At 67.6% G+C, this 25,612-nt stretch carries 26 protein-coding genes and 1 pseudogene; 14 read left to right on the forward strand and 13 right to left on the reverse strand.

The window, feature by feature from the left end:
* Positions 1-319 precede the first annotated feature (319 nt).
* Positions 320-997 carry a DUF4232 domain-containing protein gene (locus LGI35_RS02670; protein WP_227291968.1) on the reverse strand — a complete coding sequence of 226 codons (678 nt, stop codon included), beginning with the start codon at positions 995-997 and terminating at the stop codon, positions 320-322.
* A gap of 270 nt (positions 998-1,267) precedes the next feature.
* Here LGI35_RS02670 and LGI35_RS46010 point away from each other — a divergent pair, with 270 nt between their 5' ends.
* A complete protein-coding gene (locus LGI35_RS46010) occupies positions 1,268-1,396 on the forward strand; it encodes a hypothetical protein (protein ID WP_264484658.1) in 129 nt (42 codons plus the stop codon).
* Between the two features lie 126 nt (positions 1,397-1,522).
* Here LGI35_RS46010 and LGI35_RS02675 read toward each other — a convergent pair whose 3' ends face one another.
* The 3 genes from LGI35_RS02675 to LGI35_RS02685 all read right to left on the reverse strand — a co-directional run bounded on the left by LGI35_RS02675 (position 1,523) and on the right by LGI35_RS02685 (position 3,381).
* A complete protein-coding gene (locus LGI35_RS02675) occupies positions 1,523-1,693 on the reverse strand; it encodes a hypothetical protein (RefSeq protein WP_227291969.1) in 171 nt (56 codons plus the stop codon).
* 146 nt (positions 1,694-1,839) lie between these two features.
* A complete protein-coding gene (locus tag LGI35_RS02680) occupies positions 1,840-2,016 on the reverse strand; it encodes a hypothetical protein (protein WP_227291970.1) in 177 nt (58 codons plus the stop codon).
* A gap of 45 nt (positions 2,017-2,061) precedes the next feature.
* Positions 2,062-3,381, reverse strand: a complete 1,320-nt coding sequence (locus LGI35_RS02685) for an RNA-guided endonuclease InsQ/TnpB family protein (RefSeq protein WP_227300179.1) — start codon at positions 3,379-3,381, stop codon at positions 2,062-2,064.
* A 74-nt stretch (positions 3,382-3,455) separates the two neighbouring features.
* Here LGI35_RS02685 and tnpA (LGI35_RS02690) point away from each other — a divergent pair.
* Both tnpA (LGI35_RS02690) and LGI35_RS02695 read left to right on the forward strand, forming a co-directional pair.
* Positions 3,456-3,875 (forward strand): annotated as a pseudogene (tnpA, locus tag LGI35_RS02690) (IS200/IS605 family transposase).
* 786 nt (positions 3,876-4,661) lie between these two features.
* Entirely contained in the window at positions 4,662-4,832 is a 171-nt protein-coding gene (locus tag LGI35_RS02695) for a hypothetical protein (RefSeq protein ID WP_227291971.1), read from the forward strand.
* Between the two features lie 386 nt (positions 4,833-5,218).
* Here LGI35_RS02695 and LGI35_RS02700 read toward each other — a convergent pair whose 3' ends face one another.
* Positions 5,219-6,445: a cytochrome P450 family protein gene (locus LGI35_RS02700; protein WP_227291972.1), complete on the reverse strand. Its 1,227-nt coding sequence runs from the start codon at positions 6,443-6,445 to the stop codon at positions 5,219-5,221.
* Between the two features lie 105 nt (positions 6,446-6,550).
* Here LGI35_RS02700 and LGI35_RS02705 point away from each other — a divergent pair, with 105 nt between their 5' ends.
* Complete coding sequence (locus LGI35_RS02705; protein ID WP_227291973.1) at positions 6,551-7,783, forward strand: FAD-dependent oxidoreductase; 1,233 nt, start codon at positions 6,551-6,553, stop codon at positions 7,781-7,783.
* Between the two features lie 505 nt (positions 7,784-8,288).
* Here LGI35_RS02705 and LGI35_RS02710 read toward each other — a convergent pair.
* The 3 genes from LGI35_RS02710 to LGI35_RS02720 all read right to left on the reverse strand — a co-directional run bounded on the left by LGI35_RS02710 (position 8,289) and on the right by LGI35_RS02720 (position 10,700).
* On the reverse strand, positions 8,289-8,867 hold the full coding sequence (locus tag LGI35_RS02710) for a hypothetical protein (RefSeq protein WP_227291974.1): 579 nt from the start codon (positions 8,865-8,867) through the stop codon (positions 8,289-8,291).
* A gap of 372 nt (positions 8,868-9,239) precedes the next feature.
* On the reverse strand, positions 9,240-9,734 hold the full coding sequence (locus LGI35_RS02715) for a DoxX family protein (protein ID WP_361038770.1): 495 nt from the start codon (positions 9,732-9,734) through the stop codon (positions 9,240-9,242).
* Between the two features lie 243 nt (positions 9,735-9,977).
* Complete coding sequence (locus LGI35_RS02720; protein WP_227291976.1) at positions 9,978-10,700, reverse strand: helix-turn-helix transcriptional regulator; 723 nt, start codon at positions 10,698-10,700, stop codon at positions 9,978-9,980.
* 174 nt (positions 10,701-10,874) lie between these two features.
* Here LGI35_RS02720 and LGI35_RS02725 point away from each other — a divergent pair, with 174 nt between their 5' ends.
* Positions 10,875-11,327, forward strand: coding sequence for a DUF2231 domain-containing protein (locus tag LGI35_RS02725; RefSeq protein ID WP_227291977.1), 453 nt, complete (start codon positions 10,875-10,877; stop codon positions 11,325-11,327).
* Positions 11,328-11,345: 18 nt separating this feature from the next.
* Here the strand turns inward: LGI35_RS02725 and LGI35_RS02730 are convergent, their stop codons facing one another.
* Together LGI35_RS02730 and proP are read right to left on the reverse strand one after the other, a co-directional pair.
* A complete protein-coding gene (locus LGI35_RS02730) occupies positions 11,346-11,717 on the reverse strand; it encodes a hypothetical protein (RefSeq protein WP_227291978.1) in 372 nt (123 codons plus the stop codon).
* A 211-nt stretch (positions 11,718-11,928) separates the two neighbouring features.
* The gene (gene proP / locus LGI35_RS02735) at positions 11,929-13,452 is read right to left on the reverse strand and encodes a glycine betaine/L-proline transporter ProP (RefSeq protein WP_227300180.1); all 1,524 of its coding nucleotides are present in this window, start codon (positions 13,450-13,452) and stop codon (positions 11,929-11,931) included.
* Positions 13,453-13,995: 543 nt separating this feature from the next.
* On the opposite strand from proP, the gene LGI35_RS02740 reads away from it, so the two are divergent.
* The 4 genes from LGI35_RS02740 (at position 13,996) to LGI35_RS02755 (ending at position 19,124) form a co-directional block, all read left to right on the forward strand.
* On the forward strand, positions 13,996-15,087 hold the full coding sequence (locus LGI35_RS02740) for a PP2C family protein-serine/threonine phosphatase (RefSeq protein WP_227291979.1): 1,092 nt from the start codon (positions 13,996-13,998) through the stop codon (positions 15,085-15,087).
* A gap of 303 nt (positions 15,088-15,390) precedes the next feature.
* Positions 15,391-16,365, forward strand: a complete 975-nt coding sequence (locus tag LGI35_RS02745; protein WP_227291980.1) for an alpha/beta hydrolase — start codon at positions 15,391-15,393, stop codon at positions 16,363-16,365.
* A 228-nt stretch (positions 16,366-16,593) separates the two neighbouring features.
* Complete coding sequence (locus LGI35_RS02750; protein ID WP_227291981.1) at positions 16,594-17,511, forward strand: acetoacetate decarboxylase family protein; 918 nt, start codon at positions 16,594-16,596, stop codon at positions 17,509-17,511.
* An 11-nt stretch (positions 17,512-17,522) separates the two neighbouring features.
* Positions 17,523-19,124 (forward strand): succinic semialdehyde dehydrogenase, encoded by a 1,602-nt coding sequence (locus LGI35_RS02755; RefSeq protein ID WP_227291982.1) that lies wholly within the window; start codon positions 17,523-17,525, stop codon positions 19,122-19,124.
* 196 nt (positions 19,125-19,320) lie between these two features.
* On the opposite strand, the gene LGI35_RS02760 is transcribed toward LGI35_RS02755, so the two are convergent.
* Positions 19,321-20,640: an RNA-guided endonuclease InsQ/TnpB family protein gene (locus tag LGI35_RS02760; RefSeq protein ID WP_227291983.1), complete on the reverse strand. Its 1,320-nt coding sequence runs from the start codon at positions 20,638-20,640 to the stop codon at positions 19,321-19,323.
* Between the two features lie 26 nt (positions 20,641-20,666).
* Here LGI35_RS02760 and tnpA (LGI35_RS02765) point away from each other — a divergent pair, with 26 nt between their 5' ends.
* The 3 genes from tnpA (LGI35_RS02765) to LGI35_RS02775 all read left to right on the forward strand — a co-directional run bounded on the left by tnpA (LGI35_RS02765) (position 20,667) and on the right by LGI35_RS02775 (position 22,359).
* A complete protein-coding gene (gene tnpA, locus LGI35_RS02765) occupies positions 20,667-21,098 on the forward strand; it encodes an IS200/IS605 family transposase (RefSeq protein WP_227291984.1) in 432 nt (143 codons plus the stop codon).
* A gap of 276 nt (positions 21,099-21,374) precedes the next feature.
* The gene (locus LGI35_RS02770; RefSeq protein WP_227291985.1) at positions 21,375-21,677 is read left to right on the forward strand and encodes a PHP domain-containing protein; all 303 of its coding nucleotides are present in this window, start codon (positions 21,375-21,377) and stop codon (positions 21,675-21,677) included.
* Between the two features lie 49 nt (positions 21,678-21,726).
* Positions 21,727-22,359, forward strand: a complete 633-nt coding sequence (locus LGI35_RS02775) for a CehA/McbA family metallohydrolase (RefSeq protein WP_264484659.1) — start codon at positions 21,727-21,729, stop codon at positions 22,357-22,359.
* Between the two features lie 4 nt (positions 22,360-22,363).
* Here the strand turns inward: LGI35_RS02775 and LGI35_RS46530 are convergent, their stop codons facing one another.
* On the reverse strand, positions 22,364-23,068 hold the full coding sequence (locus LGI35_RS46530) for an oxidoreductase (protein ID WP_423835677.1): 705 nt from the start codon (positions 23,066-23,068) through the stop codon (positions 22,364-22,366).
* A gap of 77 nt (positions 23,069-23,145) precedes the next feature.
* Between LGI35_RS46530 and LGI35_RS02790 the strand changes: the two genes are divergently transcribed.
* Both LGI35_RS02790 and LGI35_RS02795 read left to right on the forward strand, forming a co-directional pair.
* A complete protein-coding gene (locus LGI35_RS02790; RefSeq protein ID WP_227291987.1) occupies positions 23,146-23,769 on the forward strand; it encodes a TetR/AcrR family transcriptional regulator in 624 nt (207 codons plus the stop codon).
* 369 nt (positions 23,770-24,138) lie between these two features.
* Positions 24,139-24,510, forward strand: a complete 372-nt coding sequence (locus LGI35_RS02795) for a hypothetical protein (protein ID WP_227291988.1) — start codon at positions 24,139-24,141, stop codon at positions 24,508-24,510.
* A 157-nt stretch (positions 24,511-24,667) separates the two neighbouring features.
* On the opposite strand, the gene LGI35_RS02800 is transcribed toward LGI35_RS02795, so the two are convergent.
* On the reverse strand, positions 24,668-25,576 hold the full coding sequence (locus tag LGI35_RS02800) for a LysR family transcriptional regulator (RefSeq protein WP_227291989.1): 909 nt from the start codon (positions 25,574-25,576) through the stop codon (positions 24,668-24,670).
* Positions 25,577-25,612 lie beyond the last annotated feature (36 nt).

A 25,612-nucleotide genomic window follows, 5' to 3' on the forward strand; every position in this document is an offset into this window, starting at 1 on the left:
GCGGGCCATTGCCATGGCTGACCTCAAGCGCCATCGCCTCACCATTAACGGGCGCGGGCGCTGTCGTCATGCAGGGATGGTGGGCCGAACTCGCGAGCGCAGAACGGAAGTTCACCTCCCGCATCGGCAGCCTCAGTGCCATAACCGAGGCGAATATCCTCCTCTCGGAACGAAGCGGCGACGACAACTACGAGGCCTTGAAGCAGTGGCCCGAGGACCAGCTGTACCGCCCGTCGTTGTCAGTGCGCGCCGTCAGGGATGGCCAAGGTCCTGGCCGGATGCGGCGGTTGGCCACCATGGCTGACCGCGGTCACCACCCCTACTCGGTCGTGTGCGTGGGGTAGACCTCGACGTCGGTGTAGGCGCCCTTGATCTCCCCCGCGCCTGCAGGCCACTTCAGGCTCACGGTGTGGGTCTCGTTCGGGGGCGTCACCTGGATGTCGGTCGGGTCCGCGAGGCTGTCGCCGCTGTTGTCGATGTCGTAGGCGAGGTTGAAGACAGCTGCGTCGCCGGGCTTCAGGGTGGTGATACGCGGCTGGGCGTGGCCGCGCTCGATGGGGTTCGAGGTGTTGTCGGCGTCCTTTATGTTGACGCCCGCGAAGCCCGTGGCCGAGCAGGTGGTCGAACCGCGGTTGATCATGGTGATGTTGATCCTGCCGGAGTTCTCGTCGGGCGCGGCATCCACGGCGTCGATGGCCAGGTCTTCCGTCTTGCAGAACGTGACCTTGCCGCCGGTGTTCGTCGTACCGTTCGCGGTGCCGGCGCCGGCCGCGGTGTCCTCACCGGAGTCCGACTTCGCATTGCCGGCCTGCGAGCCGCCCTCCGACTTCGAACCGCCTCCCTGCGACTTGGAGGCGCCGTCCGAGGACGAAGAAGACGAGGACGAGGAGCCCTTGGATGACGACTTCTTCCCGGGGCCGTTGTTGCCACAGGCGGTGAGCGAGAGGGTGGCGGCGACCCCGATGGCGGCGAGTGCGGTGATGCGGGTGTACTTCACGGTGTTCCCCCAGAACGAGCGCGGTGCATGTGGTCGGAAGTATTTGTATCTCTCACCGAGTTACAGGCGGTCTTCAGCGACGTCTTCGTTCTGTCACTGACGTATTGACCTCACGCTCCGCCAAGGCGCCACCGTACGGTCGCCATGCCACCGCGCGATCACGGAGAACTTCGCGCCAGCCGGGTAAGCCCCCGACCTGACGGACATGCAGCAGCTTCGCCTCGTCATCGAGCAGCTGAGCGCGGGCGCCGCGGGCCTTCGCTCCCCGGCGTGACCACCGACGACCTGCGGCACCAGCTCGTCTCACTGAGCCACGCCGTCCAGTTGGTCGCACTGGGCCACGCCGTCCATCTCGCCGACCAGTGCCGCCCGCCAACTCGACGATCACGCCAGCGCTGAAGACCGCCCGCCCTACGGCTCCCCACGCTCACTCTCGACGAGGCGCAGGAACGGATGCCCCTCTTCTGTCCGCGGTGCTCGATGACAGCAACCGCATGATGGGCCGATCCATCCTGGGCAGTTGCTTCAGAAGCTGCCGATGATCAGCCAGGCTGCCACGCCCAGCACCGTCACATACCCACCGACGGAGATCGCCTTTCCGGCGGCTTCATGGCCGGCGTTCTCCAGCCAGTGACCCACGAGGCCGACGAGCGGTGCGCCGAAGACGATCAACAGAATGCCGATCAAGAACCCCATCTGTACCCCCTCATACAGGTCACCGGCCGGTAACCAGGAGGTGCGATCCTAGGGGCGTCTCGGCTTGTCAGGAAGGGAAGTTGTCCGACCCTCCACTACGGCCGCCGCGTACGTCACGACACCAGCGCGAAAGTTGAGGCGCTTCCTTATCGGCGGGCCGGATCGAAGTCACCGGTCTCACGGGCGTCTGCCGCTCTTGCCTGGCTCGGCCGCCGATTATCCGGCCCGCCGCCCGCCAGGCCGTGTTTGGCGGCCTGGGCCTCGGTGTCGCTCTCCCGGATGAGGTCGGCACCGATCGATGACAGGCCCTTGTTTTGCGCCATTGAAGTGCTCTCCTCCCTTCGCAAGCTTAGGAAGGAGATTCCCGTCTACCTTGCGGTGGCGGGCTTGACGCGCTTGTCACGCCTGACGACTGCCCTCCCGGCAGCCGGGATGAGCGCGTGGCCCGTCCGGTACAGGTGCAAGATGTTCCGGGCCGCGTTGTGGTCGGCGTTGCCCGACCATCCGCAGTCCGGGTTCTTGCATACGAACGTGGCCTGGTCCTCCCGGCTGCCGGGCGTGATGAAGCCGCAGGTGGAACAGCGTCGGGAGGTGTTCGGGGCGGGCACCTTGTGCACGGTGCCGCCGTACCGGCCGGCCTTGTACGTCAGCATCGTGACCGTCCTGCCCCATGCCTCCTGACTGATGGAGCGGTTGAGTCCGGCCTTCTGCGCGACGCCTGTCCCCGGCTCGGCGATGGTGCCCCGAGCGGACTTGACCATGTTCGTGATGGTGAGTGCTTCGACCACCATGACGCCGTACTTCTGGGCGAGGGTGGTGGTTGTCTTGTGCTGCCAGTCCTGGTGCCGCCGCGTGGCTTTAGCGCGCAGCCCCCGGATCTGGTCATAGGTGTGGTGCAGGCGGCGGCTGGTGCGCTCGCCAGGCTTGCGGTGTGTCCTGCGCTGGGCGGCCCGGCGCTCAAGGCGCAGGAGCTTGCCCTTTTCCTCGGTGTTCAGCCACTTGTCACGGTCGGCGCTGCCATCCGGGAGGTGAGGCGCACGCCCGTGATCCTGGTGGTTGCCGTCCGACAGGGCGAGGGGCAGGTTCACCCCGGCGTCAATTCCGACCTCCGCCCCCTGGTGAGATGCGGGCTTGGCTTCGACGCTCTGCACACGGAAGGCGATGTGCCATCCCAGGTGGTCCTTGACCAGCCGTGCCCCGGTGATCCGGTTGTCGGCATTCGCCTTATTGCCCACGGGGAGATCTTTGGTCCAGCGGAAGCGGACACGGCCGACCTTGGGAATGTTGGCCATGCCCCAGCGGCGGTGTACCCGCTTGATCTGGAGATCACGGCCCTGCGGGATGTCCACGCTCATCACGGACCGGAACCGGCCCTTGAAGTTCGGAGCGCCGGCACGGCCGTCCCAGCAGTTCTTCCAGGCATGGAAGTACGTCTTGAGCACCGCTTGCGCGGCCTGCGCAGGAAGGACGGCGAGGAAATCGATCTCTTTGCGGGCCTGGCGTATCGCGGCGTCCGCGTTCGCCAGAGTCCGCTTGTCCTTCGGCATCATCTGCCACCACGCGTGCAGGCAGTTCCACACCGTGCGGGCGGCGTGCGCCTGCTCGTCGGCGAGGAGATGCTCGGCAGGGGACAGTGCCAGTCGGGCGCGGTGCCCGAACTGCCGCTTCTCCAAGCCGAGTTCACCCATGGTGACCATGATCCTACAGTGTGTCTATGTCACCGTGATGGAATCCGAACCCCGATGTCAGAACCGGCCGGCACATCGTCTACAACCTGCACGTCCACTTGGCGTTCGACACCACATACCGGCGCAAGGCGTTCACGGACAAGATGCCGAAGCGCTGCGAAGAGATCATCCGGGAGATGTGCGCGGACTCCGGGCCGAACTCAAGCAGCTCAACGACGAGGAGGGCCACGTGCACCTGCTCGCGCACTACCCGCCCAAGGTCCAGCTCTCCAAACTGGTCCACTCCGCCTCCTCCAGGCGTCTGCGCCAGGAGTACGACGCGCACATCCGCAGCCACCTGTGGGGCCGCCACTTCTGGTCCGGCCCCTACTTCACCGGAAGCTGCGGCGGTAGGCCCCTGACCGTCGCACGCCAATACATCGAGCCAGAAGCGCCCCATAGGCCGAGGTGAACAGTGCCGACCCATGCTCACCCGCAAGTCAGAGAAGTCCTGAGCGGGCCTTCACCCCCGGCGTGAACGCCGGAGCACTGGCCAAGATCAAAAGGTAGATCCAGCCTCGAGCCTCATCGCCGGCAGAACATCATCTGCCAGGAACATCGCGACGCCCAGCGCAACAACTCCTCCTGCAACCAGCAACACAGTGCCCGTGGATCAGCGACCGGACCTCAGACGATGGACCCAGCGGCCAAGGCCCCGACGTGAGCGGCGGCGTTGCGGCTGACGTGGTCGACGGTCCTCTGCGCCGACCTGGTCGGCTTCGCCGGGGTTGCGCCCCCACTGATCGTCCGGCGACGGGATCGGTGCTTTGCGTTCTGTTTGGACTCGGATCTCCACGTGAGATTCGTGAGCGGTGACGCGGAACGCCTCTTCGCAGGAATTCAGCGCGGCACTCATGGCCCCGCCCGCAAGGCCCCGCCGACGAATACGCGCGGCCGGCCACGCAAAGAAGCCCAGGACAGCGGCGAGGCAGCCGATAAGGATCAGGAACGGTAGGAACGCACCCACGGATGCGGCCCTCCTGGCCGCCTGTGATGCTCGGTGGCTGAGGATGGCGCCGGTGACAAGCGACAACGCCTGATGGTGAGTGCTGGGATCCTCTGAGCGCGGTCAGCTGCGGAGAAGCCAGCAAATTTCAGCTCCAGCAGCACCACCGGGAATCGGCTGGGCTGCGCATCCGGCAGATTCATTGGCTTGGGACGCGAGATGCAGTGCTCGCTGGTCTCGCCCTGCGGGGGCCGACGGAGGAGCATGGGAGATGGGCGACCAAGGGAGGCCCGCCATGAAGTCCGAAGCCTCGGATTACGACACCTGGCTGTACTCTCACACACCCTCCCAAGCTGAGGGCGAGCGCGACGAGATGGCTGAGCGTTCAGCCCAGCACCCGGACGTCCCCAGGACCGAGCCGTCCCAGGCGGAGGGTGAGCGGGTGGACGACATCAAGCCCACATGACCGCATTGAGCCGGGCCGGCGTTGCCGGGCCCGGCTCAATGCGGCTCGGCCCGGACGGCCGTCCCGAAGGCGTCGCCTGTCGCGGCGGCTTCGGCTGCGATGCTCGTCCTGTCGCTGTGCGCCGGACTCCTAGGGGCAGAGCCCTGCAGGGCTGTTACGACGGCTCACGGGGGGGGCTTGCCGCCGAGTGCGGTGTGGCAGCGATGACAGTTTGCGGCCGGTAGAGCGATGCTTCCGCCCACCGCCGGCGCACCCCCACCCGCCCGATGCCCCGCGAGATGCCCGTCTCCGTGGCCACACAAGCGACTGGGCAGGCAGAGAGCACACGTGCAACGAGCAGCCATCTGCCGTGATGGGTGGAGCATGAAGATCTCTGTGTGGTGCGGTCAGCTGGAGGCGTCGGGGGTGAACGTGACGGGCAGCTGTTCGGGGCCGCGCAGACCGCCCGAGCGCCATCGCAGTTCGCTGGGCGGCACGGCCAGGCTGAGGTGGGGCAGGCGGCGCAGGACGGTTCCCACGGCGATCTGGCCCTCGAGCCGGGCCAGGGGCGCTCCCAGGCAGTAGTGGATGCCGTGCCCGAAGGCGAGGTGTGCGTTGTCCTGCCGGGTGATGTCCAGGCGGTCGGGGTCCGGGAACTGTGCGGGGTCGCGGTCGGCGATGGCGGAGGCGATCAGCACGGTCGCGCCGCGCGGGATCGCCACTCCCGCGATGGTGACGTCCTCGCGCGCGAACCGGGCGATGCCGGGGTTGACGGGTCCGTCGTGGCGCAGGAACTCCTCGATCGCACCGGGCAGCAGTTCCGGATCGTCCCGCAGGAGCTGCAGCTGGTCGGGGTGAGCGAGCAGTGCGGCGATGCCGCTGCCGATCAGGTTGACCGTGGTGATGTACCCGGCCACCAGGAGCAGGAAAGCCATGGCGATCAGCTCGTCCTCGTCCAGCCGGTGTTCCTCGTCCCGGGTGACGATCAGCGCGCTGAGCAGGTCTTCACCGGGCCGGACTCGCTTGTCCTGGATGAGTCCGGTCAGGTACGAGCGCATCTGCCGCCACGCTCGGTCCGTCCGGGCCGGGTCCGGCGGCTCGGCTCCTTGGAGGATCATGTCGTTGGTCCACCCCTGGAAGTCGTCCCGGTCGGTGACGGGCACACCGAGTAGTTCGCTGATCACAGTGACGGGAAGCGGCAGCGCGAAGTCCTCGACGAGTTCGGCCTTGCCCGCGGGCACGATCGCGTCGAGCAACCCGTCGGTGATCTCTTGGACGCGTGGCCGCAGTTCGGCCACCCTGCGGGCGGTGAACGCCTTGGAGACCAGGCGGCGAAGGCGGGTGTGGTCGGGCGGGTCGGAGCGGAGCATGGTGCGCAGCATTGACTCGCGCTCCGTGGCGGGCAGTCGCTCGAGGAGCCGGGGGTCCGTGGCGTCGCGGACGTCGCTGCTCAGCCGTGAGTCGGAGAGGGCTGCGAGGCCGTCTTCATAGCGGGTGACCAACCATGCCTCGATGCCACCGGCGATGACGGCGCGCCGTACCGGGCCGTCCTCGCGCAGCTGCCGGTAGAAGGGGAAAGGATCCGCCATGAAGGCTGGATCGGCGTAGGGCAAAGGGGCCGGCTGCTCGCTCATCGGGCCTCCAGGGTCGTCACGAACCCACACGGCAAAGTTTGTCAGTTTTGAGGGTATATGCCCCACTGGCTCGGGTTGCGGATGTCACCGAAGGGAAGGGCTGCGATGGAACGGACGACATGCTGCGTGGTGGGCGGCGGGCCCGCGGGAATGGTCCTCGGCCTGCTGCTGGCCCGCGCCGGCGTGGATGTCACGGTCCTGGAGAAACACGGGGACTTTCTGCGCGACTTCCGCGGCGACACCGTGCATCCCTCGACCCTGGCGCTGCTGGACGATCTCGGCCTGGCCGAGCGCTTCGCCCATCTGCAGCAACGTCGGGTGACCACGGTGCAGTTGCCACTCGGCAAGGACGGTTCGCTGATCACCGTCTCGGACATCAGCGCACTGCCGGGGCCGTACAACTACGTGGCGATGGTCCCGCAATGGGACCTGCTGAACCTCCTCGCCGACGAGGCCCGGAAAGAGCCGTCCTTCTCGGTGCGAATGAGCACCGAGGTGACGTCGTTCGTCGTGGAGCACGAACGGGTCACCGGGGTGCGGTACCGCACGTCCGACGGCCGTACCGGCGAACTGCGGGCCACCCTCACGGTGGCCTGCGACGGTCGGGGCTCGCTGGCCCGCTCACGGCGCGAACTTCGGCTGCGGCGGTTCACCTGCCCCATGGACGCCTGGTGGTTCCGGCTCCCGCGCCGGGAAGGCGATCCACACGGGCTCGTGGGAGGTGCCGGCGACCGGCTCCTCACCGCGATGATCGACCGTGGGGAGTACTGGCAGTGCGCCGCGCTGATTCCCAAGGGGACTGACGCCGAGCGCCGCGCCGCCGGTCTCGAGCGGTTCATGGCCGACTTCTCGGCGGCCGTGCCCTGGATCGCGGACCGGACGCATGCGCTGCGGTCATGGGACGAGGTGAAGATGCTCGACGTACGGCTCGACCGCCTCCGGCGCTGGCACCGCCCGGGACTGCTGTGCATCGGCGACGCGGCGCACGCGATGTCACCTGTGTTCGGCATCGGCATCAACCTCGCCGTCGAGGACGCAGTGGCCGCCGCGCGGTATCTCGTCGAACCCCTGAGCAGGGGTGTGGTCGGCCTTCGGGACGTACGCGGCGTCCAGCGGCGCCGGTGGCCGACCACGGCGGCGACGCAGGCACTGCAGCGGTTCGCTCACGCGAGGGTCATCGCGCCTGTGCTCGCGGGACGCCCTCCTTTCGGCAATGCCAGGCGGGCGGAGCGGATGAGTGACCTACTTGCCACCTCACCGTGGCTCAAGCGCGTGCCGGCGTACTTCATCGGCTACGGCGCCATGCGCGAGCGCCCGCCCAACGAGTCGGTGCGGTGAGCTGCGGCGCACGGCCGGCCTTACAGGGCGTGAGCGCTTCATTGGTGGTGTCTGCGGCGATATGCCGTTGTGGCGGGTTGGGGCTGCTGAGGTGCTCAGGCGGTACCGCCGACGCGTTGTTCTCACGTGGCGATGTCCGGCTCCGCCGGCGTCGACCGGTGCTCGCTCGCTCAAGGCCGGCCGGCCACGCCGCACTCGCTCCGGCCTGGCTCCGCCTGGTCGCCCGACCGGGTCCTCGCGCGCAGTCTCAACAGCTTTGACCGACACGACAGTTGGCGCGTTGTGAGGCCAGGTCTGTGCCCAGCCGCGGAAGAGACGAGTCGTCCCGACGGGTCAGGGCGTGGGCGAGGCCTCGGTGAGTGACATCCAGGCTCGTACCGTCCCCTGGTGCGAACCGCTCGCTGTGGTCGCAGCCACTGCCTCCGCGTCCTCGACAGCGCACGGCATTCCGGCTCGGGTGAGCAGGACGAGTGGCCACTCGGGGCCCGCGCCGGCGGACTCTCCGTCAAAGGCGGACCAGTCCCAGGGCCCGTCGAACCGCCATGCCCAGCCGACGGCGTCGGCGACCTCGTCGCCAACGCGGAGAAACGGATACGGGCGCATCAACAGTTCGAAGGCGAAGGGGGATCCCGTCGCCAGGGTGGAGCGTGTAACCCGAGCCATCGAGATGGCTCCCGTCCGGAAACTCGCGATACGACAGACCTCGGCGCAGCACGGTCACGGTCTGGGTGGGATGGGGCAGCCAGGCCGTCTCCAGCGGAGGATCGTGATGGTCGACAGCCGTCACGTGCACCACGGTGGGTGGCACGCCGACCCGGCAGACGTCTCCCGCCTTCAGCTGTTCGGGCGGAGGGTCGGTTCGAAACAGCTCAGCCTCTACTTCAGGTGCGACGCGCACGCCGCTGCCTGCACCGAGGGCGACGATCCCGTTCCAGTGCGCGAAATCGTTGTCTGTGTCGATTTCCCACCACGGCCAGCGCACCGATATGTGATCCCACGTAACACCCCGCTCGACCCTGGTCAGTGTGAAAGGGCAAGCGACCGACAGCACGTCGCCGACCCGGAAGTCCCCCTCATCCATCATCCGGCCAGGGTAAAGGGGCCCTCTTGGCGGCGTGCGTGGGTCTATCTGCCGGATACCGCTTGAGCCTGTGGGTCACCTAAGGCCCTCGCCTGGGGGCGACTGTCGTGCTCAGTCACCACATCGTGTGAGCACGACAGTTGGCGGGGCTGCCCTCCGGGACGCTCAGGATCCAGGCGCCCGTGCCTGCAACTCCTGAGAGGTCGTCGCCGGGACCGAGTCACTCGACGCTGTGGGCACCCGGCTGGAGACGGCGGGATTGCGGGCACGAAGGGGGCCAGGTGAAGCCCGGCTGCTCCACCGGAGGCTGACGGGTGGGACCTGCCCGCTCGCGACGGCCGTCGACAGCGCCGGGGCGGGTGTGGGCCCGACAGCTCAGAGGCTCAAGGTGATCGCGGCGGCTATTCCCCCTAGCCCTAGGGCGAAGGCGGCCTCGGGCCAGCCTCCCGTGCCCCAGCGGAAGAACCGGTCCACCGCCAGCCGCCCAGGACCTGTGGCGGCGATACCGAGGGCGACCACGGCGATGCAGACGTTGTACTCCACTCCGCCGCCCGTCTCCCACAGGCCGTGGGACCCGGTGACGGTCGCCATCGCGTTGATCATGACGCCGATGATGGCAGCCGCCGCGAGCGGTGTGAGCAGCCCGAAAGCCAGGCCTAGGCCGCCGAGGAACTCGGACAGACCAGCGATCGCAGCGAAGAGTTTGCCCGGGTGGTAGCCGAGGGCGGCGAACCCCTTCCCGGTCTCCGTGAGGCCCGAGCCTCCGAAGATCCCGAAGAGCTTTTGAGCGCCGTGCCCGGCCATCAGCAGTCCGAAGGCCAGCCTGATCAGCAGAAGCCCACCGTCGGAGGCGGACGCTCTCGCTGTCACGGTGCCGTGTGCTGCCGATTCAGTCGTACTCGAGGGTTGGTGGTACGCAAGTAGCTTGGTAAGCATGGGAATGCTCCCGGTCGAAGGACGCCGGGCCGGTCCCTGTGGTCGTCGCCCACGGCCTCCTCGGCGCTGCGACCGTTTCCTGATCTTGCCGGCCGTCTCAGTGGTAGCGCCAGGTGGCGTCGGTGACGTCGTCGGCCGAAAGCTCGACGCCGTCGCTCTGGTGAACGGGGCTGCGCATCACCCCTTGGTGGGTCCCAGCTGGACGCAGCACTCCCCCGGGCGCGGGGCGAGGGTCGCCTCTACACCGCTGACCTCCAGGCCCTGCAGGTAGCCGGTGATGAAGGCGTGGTTCATGCCGCACACCAGCTCGGGAGCCTTGGCTGCCAGGGGATGGAACGGGCAGTTGCGCAGCCGTAGTCGGGTGGGGGTTTCGCGGACGGGCTCGAAGCCGTGTTGTTCGAGCATCCGCTCGCAGACGCTCAGTCCACGTTCTGCGCCGAGCCGGCCGGGACGTGTCTGTTCCCGCTCGCTCTTGCCCAGTTCCCGGCCGCGCCGGCCGGCCGTGCGCACGGCGGCGTGGGGTGCGGATTCGTCACCGTCCTCGGTCAGGACGGCCTCCAGCAGGAGGTCGGCCAGCAGTTCGTGACGGCGGTCGGGGATGCTCACGTGGATGTGGGTGTCGGTGGGTTCGTAGACCTTGGGCTGACGGCCGACCTTCCGGATCCCGCCGGGAGAGCCGTTGCCGGCACGCAGCAGTCCGGCGTCCACCAGCTTGTCGAGATGGAAGGCGGCGAGCTTGCGCGAGATGCCCACGCTGGCGGCTGCTTCGTCCCGGGTCACGGGCCGGCGCTGACGCCGGATGAACGCGAACATCTGCCGCCGGGAGTCCTCGCCGAGGACGCTGACGGACTCGATCGCCGAGTCACCTGTAGGAGTCTGCGGCGTTGCGTCAGAGGCCACCTCTTCACAATAACGCGTACAGCGATAGGCGCAACCGGCGAATCTTCGTGGAACGCGGCGTGGAAGTGGGCATCTTGACGGCTCGCTCGAATAAGACCAAGATTTGCTGGCGAAAAGAGAGATGGTCGTCATGGCGGGTGGTCCGTCGCATGACCAGGCCAGGCGACCAGGTGAGTGCTGCGCTGGCCGGACCGTACGGGCACCCGTTCCACCCGATGCTGGTCACCGTTCCCATCGGGGCGCGGGCTGGGCAGCCTGGTCTTCGACATCGCCTCGCATCTCGTCGGCGATCCGGGATTTCTGGTCCGGGGAGCGATGTGGCTGATCGCGCTCGGCGTGATCGGCGCTCTATCCGCGGCCGTGGTCGGCTTCCTGGACCTGTTCGCCATCCCGCCGGGTCCCCGGGCCTTCCGCATGGGCCTCGTCCACATGGCGCTGAATCTGCTGGTCACCGTCGCCTACGCCGCCAATTTCCTGTGGCGGCACGCCGCCCAGCGGCCCGACGTCGGCGAAAATGCGTCCCTCGTGGCCCCAGGTGAGGGTGAGCAGTCCGGGCCTACCAGCTGTGTGTGCGATTTGCTCGCACAGGATGAGGACCTCTCGAGACTCAAGCCTCAACCCGGGTGACCTATGCGATCACGGTCCCTAACCGAGTGGATTCCAGTTGAACCAGCCCCGCGAGGTGTCGTAGAGGTTCGTGGGTTCGTCGCACGTCTGGGATGTCGAGATCTGCAGGGCGACGGCATCCGCACGCGCCGCATGGTCGTCCGCCAGAACCACCAAGATCAGAACTAAAGTCAGCATAAGGACGGGAAGAACTCGCCCGCGGCGTACGCGTGAGATGACCAGCGACGTCACGGCCAGCACAAGGCTGACCAGCAGGAGCCACCGGTTCACGCCTGCCTCCCGGTCGAGTCGTTTGGACAGCTCGACAAGGTCGCCACAGAGTATGTACGTCTCCGGTCCGCCGAACAGCGACAGACAGCGTTCCAGTACTGCGGCCAGCACGATGAACATCCCTAGGGCCGGCAGCAAACTCGGATCTCTCTCCGACCCTGGCCCGGACCTGACCTGCCGCGCAATCCCCATGCCCCCACCCTTCGGCTGCCCGGTGGAACATCCGGCCGAGCGCAGAGATTACCGCCCCATGCGCGTCGGGGTGTGCTTTCCCAAGTCCGTGAACGTAGGTGCTCAAAGCCGTCCGGCGCTTCGCGGTTGTGGGGGCGCGTCACTCGTCGTCGGACGACGAGTGACGCGCGTGCGGATGGCGCAGGCGCACCCAGATGTCGCGCGCCTGCCGTCCGGCGGCGGTGCGGCTGCGGGCCACGAGTCTGCGGGCCTGTTCCGGCGTCTCCACCATGGGGCCGGATCCGCGCAAGGGTCGCCCCGCGGTCTCGTGCAGGAAGAACGTCGAGATGAGGCCGATCGCTCCGGCGACCATCAGGTAGTACGCGGGGACCATGTTGTTACCCGTCGCCTCGACGAGGCCTGAGGCGAACAGGGGTGTGGTGCCGCCGAAGAGCGACACGGACAGGTTGTACGCGATCGACAGGGCGCCGTAGCGAATCCGGGTGGGAAAGAGGGCCGGCAGTGTGGCGGCTGCGGTTCCCGCGAACATGACGAGCAGCATGCCGAGAATCGCGCACCCGAACGCCGGGAGCAGGATGCCGCCCTCCCTGATGAGCAGGAACGCGGGATAGGACAGCGCGATGAGCGCGATGCTGCCGGCCATGAACATGGGTCTGCGTCCCCACCGGTCGGACGTCCTGCCGACGGTCGTGATCAGCAGGACGACCAGGAGCATCGTGCCGAGGACCAGCAATTGCGCCGTCGTGTCGTTCTCGCCGAGGGTCACGGTCATATAGGTGGGCAGGTACGACGTCACCATGTAGTTGGTGACGTTGTAGAGCAGGACGAGGCCCATACAGATGAGTACCGCCTCCCAGTGGCGCGCGAAGATCTCCTTCACGCGGCCCTTGCCCGACTGGCGGGCCTGCTCCACGGGGTTCTCGTCCGCCCGCTTCCCCGACGCCTGCGAGTGCGCGTACGCGGCCTCCTGCTTGAACGCGGGGGTCTCCTCCAGCTTCATGCGCATGTACAGGCCGATGAGACCGAGCGGACCCGCCACGAAGAAGGGGATCCGCCAGCCCCAGTCCTCGAGGCCGTCGCTGCCGAGCACGAGCGTGAGGACCGTCACCAGACCGGAGCCGAGCGAGTAGCCGATGAAGGTGCCGAAGTCGAGCCAGCTGCCGAGGAAGCCCCGACGCTTGTCGGGCGCGTACTCGGCGATGTAGGTCGTGGCACCCGCGTACTCGCCGCCGGTGGAGAAGCCCTGGACGAGGCGGCACACCAGCAGAAGGATCGGGGCGAGGAAGCCGACGGCCGAGTAGGTCGGCAGGAAGCCCACGGCGAAGGTGCTGGCCGCCATCATGATCATCGTGGCGGCGAGCACCTTCTGCCGGCCCACGCGGTCGCCGAGCGGCCCGAAGACGAGTCCGCCCAGGGGGCGCACGATGAAGGCCGCGGCGAAGGTGGCGAAGGTGGAGACGACCTGCGCACCGGGGGAGCTCGACGGGAAGAAGACCTTGCCCAGGGTGCCGGCCAGGTAGGCGTAGACGCCGAAGTCGAACCACTCCATGGTGTTGCCCAGGGCGGCCGCGGTGACGGCCTTGCGCACCTTCGGACGGTCGGCGACGGTCACGTCCTGGGCTGACAGGGCCTTCTTACGGCGGCGCAGGAGCGTACGCAGCATGCGGTCGGTGGCCGGATGCGACGCGCGCGGAGCGTTCCGCCCCGGCGGATCGGATTTCCGGCGCCGGAAGAGACCTGGCATGGGCGGGAGCCTCTCTGCGGACGGCTTCGGGGGCCGCGGGCTGCGGCACCGATGCGGAGGGCTCTCATTCTTCGCAGTGGACGGCCGGCCCGCCTCCAGAGGCGGGCTATACGCGTGGCACGGTTCACGCCGACGCGATGCCGTCTCCATTCGTCGAGCAGCGCACCATCCGCGTGCCGTCCCGGCACGGCCGACGCCCGGAGGGAGGCCGGTGATGGACCTGCCCCGGCGCGCACTGCGCAGCGACCAACGCTGAGGGCCCAGGTCCGAGGACGGCACACGTCCGCGAGGCCGTCTCCCAGCGCTGATGCCAGCGCTCGGCGTGCGGCAGGCCCTGTGGATGACCATCCGGCGATCGCAGGGAGGCCACAGGAACGCTCGTCGGCTCTGGAGCGGGACGGCGGGGAGCCGACTCTGTTCGCCAGCGTGCTATGCCCTTATTGCGAAGATATTCTGTGAAATGTGATCGAGCCTGGACGGCCGTGGCTCCGTCGGCGCTACGGCCGGGGGAGACTTGTACGGCTGTCGCCGGTCATTCTGACCGTCGTCATCGCCAGCCTGGCATACACCACTCCGCCGCAATTGGCCTTCAGCCGTCTCCTGCCCGCGGCGCCGGCCCTGGCGGCCGCCATGTGGCCGGTCCTTCCCACCGTCCTGCTCGGGACGGTCTGTCTCTTTCTGATGATCGGCCTCAGCCTCGTCTTCCCCGATCTGGGAACGTGGTGGACGGCCGCAGGGATCATCGCAGTCACCGTGGCCGCCGCGTACGGAAGCCATGTCCGGCTCCAGCGGGAGCGCACCCTCTTCCAGGTACGGCTCGTCGCCGACGCGGCGCAACAGGTGGTGCTGAGCCCTATGCCGCGCCGCCTGGGGAATATCGAGATCGAGTCGCTGTACCTTGCGGCCGCGGCGGAGGCCCGTATCGGCGGGGACTTCTACGAGGTGGCCGACACGCCATATGGGGTCAGGCTGCTCATCGGTGATGTGCGGGGCAAGGGCCTGCCGGCAGTGGGGGTGGCCGCGGCGATCGTCAACGCCTTCCGGGAAGCGGCCTACGGCGAGGCCGACATGGTCGACGTCGCACGCAGGCTGGACGCCAGCAGTACCCGTTACAACGCCGCCTTTCCCTCCGAGGGGTCGATGGAGCGCTTCGCCACCGCCCTTCTCGCCGAGATCCCGCACGAGGGCAGACGTATCGACATCCTCAACTGCGGACACCCCCCGCCATTACTCCTGAACCGCAGGAACCTCCGCATCCTCGAGTCCGCCAATCCCTCGCCACTGCTCTGCCTCGCCGAGCTGATCGGCGATCACTACTACGTCGACACCTTCGACTTCGCCCCTGGCGACACACTGCTCCTCTATACCGACGGGATCGCCGAAGCCCGCGCCCGCGACGGCGAGTTCTTTCCGCTGGCAGCGTGGATGCGTCGGCAGCCCCCGAGACCACCCCGCGAACTGCTCACGGCTCTGCACCACGAGGTCGTCCGCCACAGCAGAGGACGTCTCGACGACGACATCGCGGCCCTAGCCGTACGCCTTTGCGAGACCTGAAGCACGGAGCCCGAGTGAGCGGCCCGCGCTACTCAATCGCGTTGGCACACACCCTTTTCGGCTATCAGCCCAGCCCTGACTGCGGAGTTCGCCCCTGAAAACCTTGAGCCCAGGCCGCGGAACCGCTGTTGAGCAACGGCGCGGTCCGTGCCCCAGAAGGCATGCCTGCGGCTAAGTTGCGCCTTCCGGGCAGGGCGCGAACGATGGAACCTGGCATTCACGCCTGGCAAGGGGGGCCACAGCCGCGGTCGGATGGGCCGTAGGAGCAGGGCACACGTGTGTGCTCGTGACACGGGAGTGGACATGACCGAGCTTCCCCCGCCGATCACCCCCTATCTTGAGCCCGCCGCAAAGGAGTTGTGCGAGGCGACCGATCCGCATCCGCGGATCTACGAGGTCCCTCCCGAGAAGGGCCGTGACATCCTCCTCGGCCTGCAGAGCGACCCGAGCGTGCCCCGCCCGGAGGTCGACGAGGAGTGGGTCGATGTGGACGCCGGCGAGTGGGGCACGGTCCGTACCCGCATCATCCGGCCCAAGGGAGTCACTGGCCTGCTGCCTGTGGTGTTCTACATCCACGGCGCAGGCTGGGTCTTCGGCGACGACCAGACCCACGATCGCCTCTTCCGTGAGCTGGCGGTCGGTGCGGGCGCCGCGGGCGTCTTCCCTGTCTACGACCGGGCCCCGGAGGCGAAGTACCCCACCCAGGTCGAGCAGAACTATGCGGTGGGTCGGTGGGTCCTGGAGCACGGCGCTGAGCACGGCCTGGACACCTCGCGCATCGCCGTCACCGGCGAGTCGGTGGGTGGCTGCATGTCGGCGGTGTTCGCGCTGATGAACAAGGAGCGCGGTGGCATCGACCTCAAGGCTCAGGTCCTGCTCTACCCGGTGGCCAACGCCGACTTCGACACTCCGTCCTACCTGCAGTTCGCGGAGGGCTACTACCTCACCCGCGACGGCATGAAGTGGTTCTGGGACGCCTACACCACCGACCCCGCCCAGCGCACCGAGCACTACGCCTCACCACTGCAGGCGAGCCTCGATCAGCTGAAAGGGCTGCCGACCACCCTGGTCATCACCGATGAGGCCGATGTCCTGCGTGACGAGGGCGAGCAGTACGCCAACAAACTCCGCGAGGCCGGCGTGGATGTCACCTCCGTCCGCGTCGCAGGCATGGTCCACGACTTCCTCCTCCTGGACAGCCTGCGTGACACCCGCGCCGCCAACGTCGCCCGCAAGCTCGCTGTCGACGCTCTTCGGACGGCACTGCACGAAAGCTGACTCCGCCCCTTGCACAGGTACTGATGACCGCTCCGGGTCCGCCGAAGCCATCCGTGGCATGGGCGGGCCCGGAACTGCTTCCCTCTCAGCGCCTCGGGGGTGCCGGTCGCCTGCGCGAGCGCCGAGGACGCCTGCAGCAGTCCCCCAGCCCACAGTGTTGACGGTGCATACATGGCGAGTTAAATTCATGTATGCACCGTAAACATGAGTGAGCGAGGGAACTACGTCATGACATCGACACAGAAGGACACCGTCACGGTCGACCTCGGTGGCCGATCGGTCCCGGTCCCGAAGGGCGGCCTGTACGACCGGTACCGGATGGACACCGATCTCGGCGAGATCGCCCGTCACCCCCGAGTCAGCGGCGTGGACTTCTTCCGAAAACTGCCCAAGACCAAGGTCGACTCTCCCATCGGTCCCACGCTCACACCGAACTTCTACTACAGCATCTCGACTGCCCGGCTCACGCTGCTCGCTCCGTCCCGCGCGATCCGCACCCGCCTTCCCGCGGAGCTGGCACCGCTGGAAATTGCACCGGGGCTTGGCCTGGTCTCGGTGATGTTCTTCCGCTACGACGTGTGCGACATCGACTTCTACACGGAAGCCGCCGTCGGGATCGCCGTCAGGCCCGCGCGGCACGGCAAGCTCGGATTCTTCGACCTCGTCTCCGCCCTCAAGAACGAGCACCTCGTCACCTACGTGCTGTCCCTGCCGGTCAGCACCGAAATCGCCCAGGTCCGGGGCCACGACGGGTACGGCTTCCCCAAGTGGGTCACCGGCCTCGACGTGGCCATCGACGCCAACCGGACGACCGCCCGCGTGGCCAACGACACCGGCGGGACGGACCTGTCTCTCTCGGTGGCCACGCCCGCCCAGACCGTGTACCCGAGCGGCGAGCGGGTCTCGGCTCTCACCTCGTACACGTCGATCGACGGCGCCTGGCACTCGACCCTGAGCCAGACCAATGTGCTGTCGGCCGGCACCGCACTTGTTCCTCGTGACGTCCAACTCCAGGTCGGAAAGGGCCGCATGGCCGACGACCTGCGATCGCTCAGGCCGATCAGGAAGGTTCAGCTCGACGTCGTGACCGAGGGTCAGCTGGCCCTGCACATGCCGGTCCCCACCTCGGTCCAGCGCCGGAAGTAAGGAGCCCTGCCATGGTCACCGACCACGCCACCCTGCCCACCACCGCCCCCCGCGACGCCGGCCTGCCCCACTGGCTGACTCCGGCCCGGATCGAGCGGCTTGCAGCGCGCGTCGCCGCCGCAGCAGACGCCGCGCGGGTGACCACGAACGCCCCGTACACCGGGGCTCCGCTGGCCGACCTGCCGGTCTCCACACCCGCGGACGTCGAGGACGCCTTCGCCCGCGCCCGCATCGCCCAGAAGGCCTGGGCGGCGATATCCCTGAGTCAGCGCAAGAGGATCCTTCTGCGCTTCCACGACCTGGTCCTCGCCCACCAGGACGAGGTGCTGGATCTGATGCAGGCCGAGAACGGCAAGACCCGCCGCGACGCGTTCCTCGAAGTGACCGACATCGCGATCACCGCCCGCTACTACGCGCGCAACGCCGCCAAGTATCTGGAGCCCAAGCGCCGGCGCGGCGCGATCCCGGTGCTGACCCACACCACCGAACTGCGCCACCCCAAAGGCGTCGTCGCCGTCGTCTCCCCGTGGAACTACCCCCTGAGCATGGCCGCCGGCGACGCCATCCCCGCCCTCATGGCCGGCAACGCCGTCGTCCAGAAGCCCGACACCCAGACGGCATTGAGCGCGCTGTGGGCACTCGATCTGATGCACGAGGCCGGACTGCCTGCCGGGGTGTGGCAGATGGTGATCGGCAGGGGCAGCTCCATCGGCAACACGCTGATGGACAACGCCAACTTCATGATGTTCACCGGTTCCACCGCCAGCGGACGGAAGATCGCGAGTGATGCCGGTGAACGCCTCATCGGCACATCCCTCGAGCTCGGCGGCAAGAACGCCATGATCGTCCTCGACGACGCCGACGTCGAGAAGGCAGCCGACGGCGCGGTTGCCGCCTGCTTCCCCTCCGCCGGACAACTGTGCGTTTCCATTGAGCGCTTGTACGTGGCCGAGTCCATCCGCGACCAGTTCGTCGCCGCGTTCGTCGCCCGCGCCAAGCAACTCAAGATCGGCGCCGCCTTCGACTACACCATCGACGTCGGCAGTCTCACGAACCCGTCCCAACTGGACACCGTCACCACCCACGTCGACGACGCCGTCGCCAAGGGCGCCATCGTCCTCGCAGGCGGCAAGGCACGGCCGGACCTGGGACCGCTGTTCTACGAGCCGACCATCCTCACCGACGTCACCCCCGACATGACGCTGTACGACGACGAGACCTTCGGCCCCGTCGTCTCGATCTACCCCTACCGCGACATCGAGGAGGCGATCCAGCGGGCCAACTCCACCCCGTACGGCCTCAACGCCAGCGTCTGGTCGCGCAATGGCGCCCGGGGCCGGGCCGTCGCCGCCCGCCTGCACGCCGGCACCGTCAACGTGAACGAGGCCTTCGCCGCTGCCTGGGGAAGCATCGACGCGCCGATGGGCGGCATGGGCGACTCCGGACTCGGCCGCCGCCACGGAGTGGACGGCATCCTCAAGTACACCGAGGCCCAGACCGTCGCCCACCAGCGCATCCAGGGGTTCTACCCACCGGCCCGCGTCTCCCCCGAGACCTGGGCCACCCTGCTGACCGGCGCGCTGAAGCTCATGAAGGCAGCCGGCGTCCGCTGAACGGCGACTGCTCCACGGCCGTGGAGCCACACCACGGCAAGAGGGCGGCCCATCCACACGACGGGCTCGCCCTCTTCTCGGGTCCCACTCCCCCGTCTCAGCCCGAAGCCGCGGCACTGTTTCCGGGCACAGCGTCGACAGGCCGGCCACTTGAAGTGCTCTCCTCCCTTCGCAGGCTCAGGAAGGAGATTCCTGCTTACCTTGCGGCAGCGGGCTTGACGCCACGGGTGCGCCTGACGACTGCCCTCCCGGCAGCCGGGATCGCCAGGAGGCCGATCCGGTACAGGTGCAAGACGTTCCGGGCCGCGTTCCAGTCGGCATTCGCCGACCATCCGCAGTCCGGGTTCTTGCATACGAACGTGGCCTGGTCTTCGCGGCTGCCGGGCGTGACGAATCCGCACGCGGAGCAGCGCAGGGAGGTGTTCGGGGCGGGTACCTTGACCAGGGTTCCGCCATTTCGCGCGGTTTTGTACGTCAGCAGTGTCACGGTGCGGCCCCACGCCTCCTGGCTGATGGAACGGTTCAGGCCGGACTTCTGCGCGACGTTCCTCCCCGGGTTCTCGATGGTTCCCTTGGCGGACTTGACCATGTTCGTGATCTGCAACTGCTCCACCACGACCGTGCCGTACTGGTTGGCGATGGCGGTGGTGGACTTGTGCTGCCAGTCGATTGCTCGGCGCGTGGCTCTTGCGCGGAGCTGCTTGATCTGGTCGTAGGTGACGTGCAGCCGGTTGGAGCTGCGCTCTTTCGGCTTGCGGAAGCTCTTGCGGTGCGCGGCGCGCTGTTCCAGGCGGAGCAGTTTGGCCTTCTCATCCGGGTTCAGCCACTTGTCCCGGTCGGCGGTGCCGTCCGGGAGCCGGGCGGGTCGTCCGTGATCCTGATGGTTGCCGTCGGACAGCGCAAGCGGCAGGTTCACCCCGGCGTCGATACCGACCTCGGGACCCTGGTGGGGCTCCGGCTTGAGCTCAAGGGTCCGGATACGGAAGGCGATGTGCCAGCCGAGCCCGTCTTTGACCAGCCGTGCCCCGGTGATCCGGTTCTCCTTGTTGGCGAGCTTGCCGACGGGGAGATCCTTGGTCCAGCGGAACCGGACACGGCCCACCTTGGGGATGTTGACCATGCCCCACCGTCGGTGTACTCGCTTGATCTGCAAGTCCCGGCCCTGCGGGATGTCCACCGACAATGCCGTGCGGAAGCGGGCCTTGAAGTTCGGCTCGTCCGCACGCCCGTCCCAGCAGTTCCGCCACGCCTGGAAGTACGTCTTGAGTACCGCCTGCGCGGCCTGCGCGGGCAGCACCGCGTACCAGTCGATCTCCTTGCGGGCCTGCCGCAACGCCTGATCCATGCGCGTCAGAGCGCGCTGACACTTCGGCGTCATCTGCCACAGGTCGTGGAGCTGATTCCACATCGCGCGTGCCGCGTGCGCCTGGTCATCCATGAGCCGGACCTGTGCGGGCGTCAGCACCAGCCGGGCGCGGTGCCCGAACTGCCGCTTCTCCCACACGAGTTCACCCATGACCATCACCCTAATACAGTTGGCTTATGTCACCACGATGGAACCCAAATCCTGACGTACGCACCGGCCGTCACGTCGTCTATAACCTTCACGCCCACTTGGTATTCGTCACCAAGTATCGGCGTAAGGCATTCACCGACGCCATGCTGACGCGCACCGAGGAGATCATGCGCGACGTCTGCACCGACTTCGAGGCCGAACTCAAGCAGTTCAACGGCGAGCAGGACCATGTGCATCTGCTCGTGCACTATCCGCCCAAGGTCCAGCTCTCCAAACTGGTCAACTCCCTCAAGGGCGTCAGCTCCCGCAGGCTTCGCCAGGAATACGACAGCCACGTCCGCCGCTACCTGTGGGGCGGACACTTCTGGCCCGGCTCCTACTTCGCCGGATCCTGCGGCGGCGCACCGCTGACCGTCGTCAAGCAGTACATCGAAAACCAGCAGCGCCCCACCGGCTGAGGACAACACTGCGGACCCATGCGAACGTGCGGGTCAGAGCAGCCCTGAGATGGCCTTCACCCCCGCCGCAAACGGCGGAGCACTGGCCAAGATCAAAGGTAGGACCAGAACTCACTCGGTTCCGGTCCGGCTTCTCTCCCCATGCAGCCAGAACCGCTTATCGGGGTCGTTTCAGAACGAGAACTTGATGTCTCAACGGGGCGGCGCTCGGCGGTGACACAGAACCGTGTGCTCAGCCCGCACGTTCGCTCGACAGACCGTTGAGGGAGGAGAACCTTGTCGAGCTCGAACTTCCCGCCGGTACGGGCGATGGGACGCGGGCCGAGCTGGTATCGCGGGGACTGCCATGTCCACTCCGTCCACTCGGACGGAGAACTCACTCCCAAGGAGTTGGCATACCGGGCACGCGCTGTCGGGCTCGACTTCATCGCGACGACCGAGCACAACTCTGCTGCAGCACCCGGTGTGTGGACGCCTCTGGCTGCCGATGACTTCCTGATCATGCTCGGTGAGGAGGTGACCACGAACACCGGGCACTGGCTCGCACTCGGCACCAGCCCTGGCCAGATCGTTGACTGATCGGGCCAGGGACGGACTCATCGATCGGTGCCTCGATCAGGTCCATCGAATGGGAGGCCTTTGCGTGGTCGCGCACCCGCACGCGCCCTATCCGTCAGGCGACTTCATGTATTCCTTCCAGGGCTTCGATGTCGTAGAGGTGTGGAACGGGCCGTGGACGTCGGACCGGCCCTGGAATGCAGACAACGAGGCCTCCTTGGCAGAGTGGGGGCGGAGTCTCGCAGCCGGCATCCAGACGGGCTCGTGGCTGCCGGCGGTGGGCAACAGCGACACGCACTTGGAAGGACAGATCGGCATCCCTCATACGGTGGTCTTCGCCACGGAGCTGAGTACGGAGGCGATCCTGGCCGGGATCCGGTCGGGTCGCAGCTGGATCGCCGAGTCGGCCGCCGTGAAGGTGTCGTTTGCCGCCGGCGTCGCGGGCCGCATCGTCGGGGTAGGTGAACGGCTCGCAACTCGTGGTGGAGAGGTCAAAGTGCAGGCAGAGGTGCATGGCGTGCCGGAAGCGACCGTCAGCTTCCACACCCGTCGAGGGAGGGTTCACCGCCTGTCTCTCCCCGGCGATGGATCAGGTGTCGTGCAGTGGCACACGACGGCGGAGGAATCGGCATTCGTCCGCATCGAGGTCCGCCGTCCCAACGGGTACGTCGCCGCACTCACCAATCCGATCATCCTGACCTGACCCATCACTTCAACGAGCCAAGCGGTGCGCAGACGGCGGCGGATGAGGCTGCAGGCCAGTTCCGGGAGACACACGTGGAGATCGGCGCGCCGTTCGCAACCGATGCCGTGTCGTGTGAGCTGGTGAAACCAGGCGAGTCTCGTGCGACCACCTGCCGGACCTCGCCCAGTACGGAGCCATGGGCGACACCGCGCGGGCGGTCACCGCTTGATGCCACGCTTCCACAGCAGGCGGCACTCGTGCGGTACCGCAGCCAAGGCGAGGGCTCAGCTACGACCGTAGGTGTGGGGCGGTCACGCCACCTGTCTCGAACCGATGGTGAAGCAGGAATCCGCTTCTGCTCGGCGCCCATGTCGGATGCCACCTGGCGGCCGGGGTGGTTGATCTGCATCCAGATCGCGCCACCGCCGGACTTGCCGGCCTTGGCCCAGTCGCTGAACGGCTTCAGCGGCGCGTGCTCGTCGAGCACGACGCCACCGGGGCCGGTCAGTGCCTCGGCGTGCACCATGACGTTGCCGGTGATCAGCAGTCCGGTGCCCCCGGCGGCCCAGCGCCGGTACAGCGTGAACAGCTGCTCGTCGGGAAGCTGGCCGTCGCCGGCCATGTTCTCCTCCATGGCCGCCTTCGCGATGCGATTGCCCAGTGCCTGCCCGGAGCGCAGGGACAGTGGCGAGAACAGCTCGCTGGTCATCCCGTTTCCCTCTTCCATGTCGATCACCTACGATGTGTACACCACTCACATTAAAGCAGAAATGTAAGCATCGTAAACATGGGGGAGTGTGACTTATGCCGCAGACCAGCGCCTATCACCATGGCGACCTGCGCGCGGCCTGCCTGCGTGCCGCCCGGGAACTGCTCGAGGAGGACGGCAGCGCCGGACTGTCCCTACGCGCAGTCGCCCGCCGAGCCGGAGTGTCAGCCACGGCCCCCTACCGCCACTTCGCGGACCGCGACGCGCTCGTGTCCGCAGTCGCCGCGGAGGGTTACCGCGAGCTCGCCGGGCACCTGGCCACGGCCCACCCCTCCCCCTCGACGCCCGACGACCTGGCCGCGGTCGCGATTGTCTACGTGCAGTTCGCGCTCGATCACCCGGCGATGTTCCGGGCGATGTTCGCCGAGCCCTGCGATCCAGCCAGCGAGGAACGGGTCGCCGCGACCGCCGTCATCACCGAGTACGTCCACGGCATCGTCCGCGACGCGTTCCCGGGTGCGGACGATGCGGGCGCGCTGTCGACCACGGTGTGGGCTCTCGTCCACGGCCTGGCGTTCCTCCACCTCGACGGCAAGCTGGACACCTCCACCCCTGAGGTGGTCGCCGACCAGGTGCGCGCCGCCGTGTACGCGCTGTTCACCGTGTCCCCGGCCATGTCGCAGGCTGCGACCGCCCCAGGCGCTGAGGCAACGGTCTAGTCGAGACACCTCGGAGAGATCCCGATCGGTCAAGATCAGCGGACCTTCGTGCTTCCGCCCCATGTCGAGGCGATACGCCGGAGGTACCCCTGCATGCTTTGAGCCGACTTCTGAGAACGAGGCGTCTGACGCGCCTCAGACGGTGATCGACGAGCGGAAGCCGAAGCGGGCACGGTCGATGCCTCTCCGACCGAAACGTGCCTGTCCGATGGGCGGGTGCGGGGTGCTGCACGGCAACGACCAACACCTCCGCTCAGGGCCCACAGCCCTCCCGGCCTGCGGGCCTGCTGCCGATGTAGCCTCAGCGGACGCCCGTTCCGCAGCAGGATTTGCGGCCGGCGAACAGTGCACAGGAGAGATGGGAAGTCGATGACTCTGAAGGAAGGCCAGCGGGTGGAGCTGGCAGCCGACACCAGGCTGACCGATTCGGTCGAGGTGTCAGGAGTCGTCATCGGGTTCCTGTCCCTGGCGGCGGGCACCGGCGGGACCGTCGAGCGGGTGACCGACCACCAGGACGAGAGCGAGGACGTGCGCGAGTACGAGCGGCTCAAGGCGCTGCTCGACGCCTTCGGGCCCGACATGCCCACGCAGAGCAGGAGACAGCTCGAAGAGAAGGTTGCCTCTCTGGAACCCGCGTGGACCGCCTACCAGGAACGAGCGCCTCACGTGAGCGTACGGGTCCGCTTCGACAACGGGTTCATCCTCGACGGAGCCGACGAGAGCGTCTTCGTCCCTGCCTGAACCACATCTGGACGCAGTCAGCGTGCTCCGAGTCGCAACGGCCGCCTGCGAGTTGTGGTCGACGTCAGGTGGCGGTGGCCAAGGAGCGCAACAGCCGCGGAGATCCCCGCAGTTGTCTGCCATGGCCTCTGCCCACGTACACGCTCCATTGGTGACCTCAGGCGGCCAGGAGCGGGTTCCCGTTGGCCTCGACGAAGTCGCGGGCGGCCTGGCAGAAGGCGCGGATCCGGCTCGTCTCGGCGGCGGCTCGCCAGATCAGGCGCCATTCGTACGGGAGGCCGTCAGTGATGGGGATGTAGACCACGTCTGGCCGTGAGTCATAGCGGCCCGCGTGGGTGGGGACGGGGAAGATGCCGCGGCCCGAACCCACCAGGGCGAGCATCTCCTGGATGGTCGCGAAGTCCGTGCCGCGCTCGATGGGCCGGCCGCCGGGGGTGTGGCTGGGCACGGACAGTGCATCGAGTTCAGCGGGAATGCCGCGCGGGCGCAGGACCCTGTCGCGGGCGAGGTCCTCCAGGGAGACCGAATCGCGGCGTGCGAAGGGGTGGCGCGCCGAGACCGCCAGGACCGAGGGCTCGCAAAAGAGCACGGGGCTCTCGTTGAGGTCGGGATGGACGCCCGTCGCGGCGATCAGCAAGATGTCGACGGTGTCGCCGTGCAGCAGTGTGGCGCTGTCGGCGTAACGGCTTTCGATGATCTCCACCCGACAGGCCGGGTGCCTGGCCTGGAACGCCTCGGCGACCTGCAGGACGAACTGGGCGACGGCGGTGCCGAGGAAACCGACGCGCAGGACCCCGTCGAGTCCCAGGCCGGCCGCGACCGCCCGTGCGAAACCGTCGAGAATCTGCTGATGAGCAGGGCGTATGTCGTCATCGAGGCGCTGCCCGATGGGCGTCAACGTCACGCGGCGGCTGGTGCGGTCGAACAGGGGCGCCCCGACGGCGCGCTCCAGCTTCTTGATCGCCTTGCTGACCATGGCCACCGAGACGTGCAGCCGCTCGGCGCTGCGGCCGAAGTGCAGTTCCTCGGCAAGGGTCAGGAAGATCTCGATGTCACGCCGCTCCATGGCCACCTCGTCCGTCCGTCCCGTCGCAGGCCCGGT

Source organism: Streptomyces longhuiensis (genome assembly GCF_020616555.1).
GTDB lineage: Bacteria > Actinomycetota > Actinomycetes > Streptomycetales > Streptomycetaceae > Streptomyces > Streptomyces longhuiensis.

Excerpts from the sequence above, each read along its gene's own strand:
- LGI35_RS02790 (WP_227291987.1), top strand. The coding sequence starts at position 23,146 with ATGCCGCAGACCAGCGCCTATCACCATGGCGACCTGCGCGCGGCCTGC.
- LGI35_RS46530 (WP_423835677.1), bottom strand. The coding sequence starts at position 23,068 with ATGGAAGAGGGAAACGGGATGACCAGCGAGCTGTTCTCGCCACTGTCC.
- LGI35_RS02775 (WP_264484659.1), top strand. The coding sequence starts at position 21,727 with ATGGGAGGCCTTTGCGTGGTCGCGCACCCGCACGCGCCCTATCCGTCA.
- LGI35_RS02800 (WP_227291989.1), bottom strand. The coding sequence starts at position 25,576 with ATGGAGCGGCGTGACATCGAGATCTTCCTGACCCTTGCCGAGGAACTG.
- LGI35_RS02710 (WP_227291974.1), bottom strand. The coding sequence starts at position 8,867 with ATGATGGATGAGGGGGACTTCCGGGTCGGCGACGTGCTGTCGGTCGCT.
- LGI35_RS02730 (WP_227291978.1), bottom strand. The coding sequence starts at position 11,717 with ATGTTCATCGTGCTGGCCGCAGTACTGGAACGCTGTCTGTCGCTGTTC.
- LGI35_RS02675 (WP_227291969.1), bottom strand. The coding sequence starts at position 1,693 with ATGGGGTTCTTGATCGGCATTCTGTTGATCGTCTTCGGCGCACCGCTC.
- LGI35_RS02705 (WP_227291973.1), top strand. The coding sequence starts at position 6,551 with ATGGAACGGACGACATGCTGCGTGGTGGGCGGCGGGCCCGCGGGAATG.
- LGI35_RS02700 (WP_227291972.1), bottom strand. The coding sequence starts at position 6,445 with ATGAGCGAGCAGCCGGCCCCTTTGCCCTACGCCGATCCAGCCTTCATG.
- LGI35_RS02685 (WP_227300179.1), bottom strand. The coding sequence starts at position 3,381 with ATGGGTGAACTCGGCTTGGAGAAGCGGCAGTTCGGGCACCGCGCCCGA.
- LGI35_RS02750 (WP_227291981.1), top strand. The coding sequence starts at position 16,594 with ATGACATCGACACAGAAGGACACCGTCACGGTCGACCTCGGTGGCCGA.
- LGI35_RS02745 (WP_227291980.1), top strand. The coding sequence starts at position 15,391 with ATGACCGAGCTTCCCCCGCCGATCACCCCCTATCTTGAGCCCGCCGCA.
- LGI35_RS02680 (WP_227291970.1), bottom strand. The coding sequence starts at position 2,016 with ATGGCGCAAAACAAGGGCCTGTCATCGATCGGTGCCGACCTCATCCGG.
- proP (WP_227300180.1), bottom strand. The coding sequence starts at position 13,452 with ATGCTGCGTACGCTCCTGCGCCGCCGTAAGAAGGCCCTGTCAGCCCAG.
- LGI35_RS02795 (WP_227291988.1), top strand. The coding sequence starts at position 24,139 with ATGACTCTGAAGGAAGGCCAGCGGGTGGAGCTGGCAGCCGACACCAGG.
- tnpA (WP_227291984.1), top strand. The coding sequence starts at position 20,667 with ATGTCACCACGATGGAACCCAAATCCTGACGTACGCACCGGCCGTCAC.
- LGI35_RS02755 (WP_227291982.1), top strand. The coding sequence starts at position 17,523 with ATGGTCACCGACCACGCCACCCTGCCCACCACCGCCCCCCGCGACGCC.
- LGI35_RS02695 (WP_227291971.1), top strand. The coding sequence starts at position 4,662 with ATGAAGTCCGAAGCCTCGGATTACGACACCTGGCTGTACTCTCACACA.
- LGI35_RS02760 (WP_227291983.1), bottom strand. The coding sequence starts at position 20,640 with ATGGGTGAACTCGTGTGGGAGAAGCGGCAGTTCGGGCACCGCGCCCGG.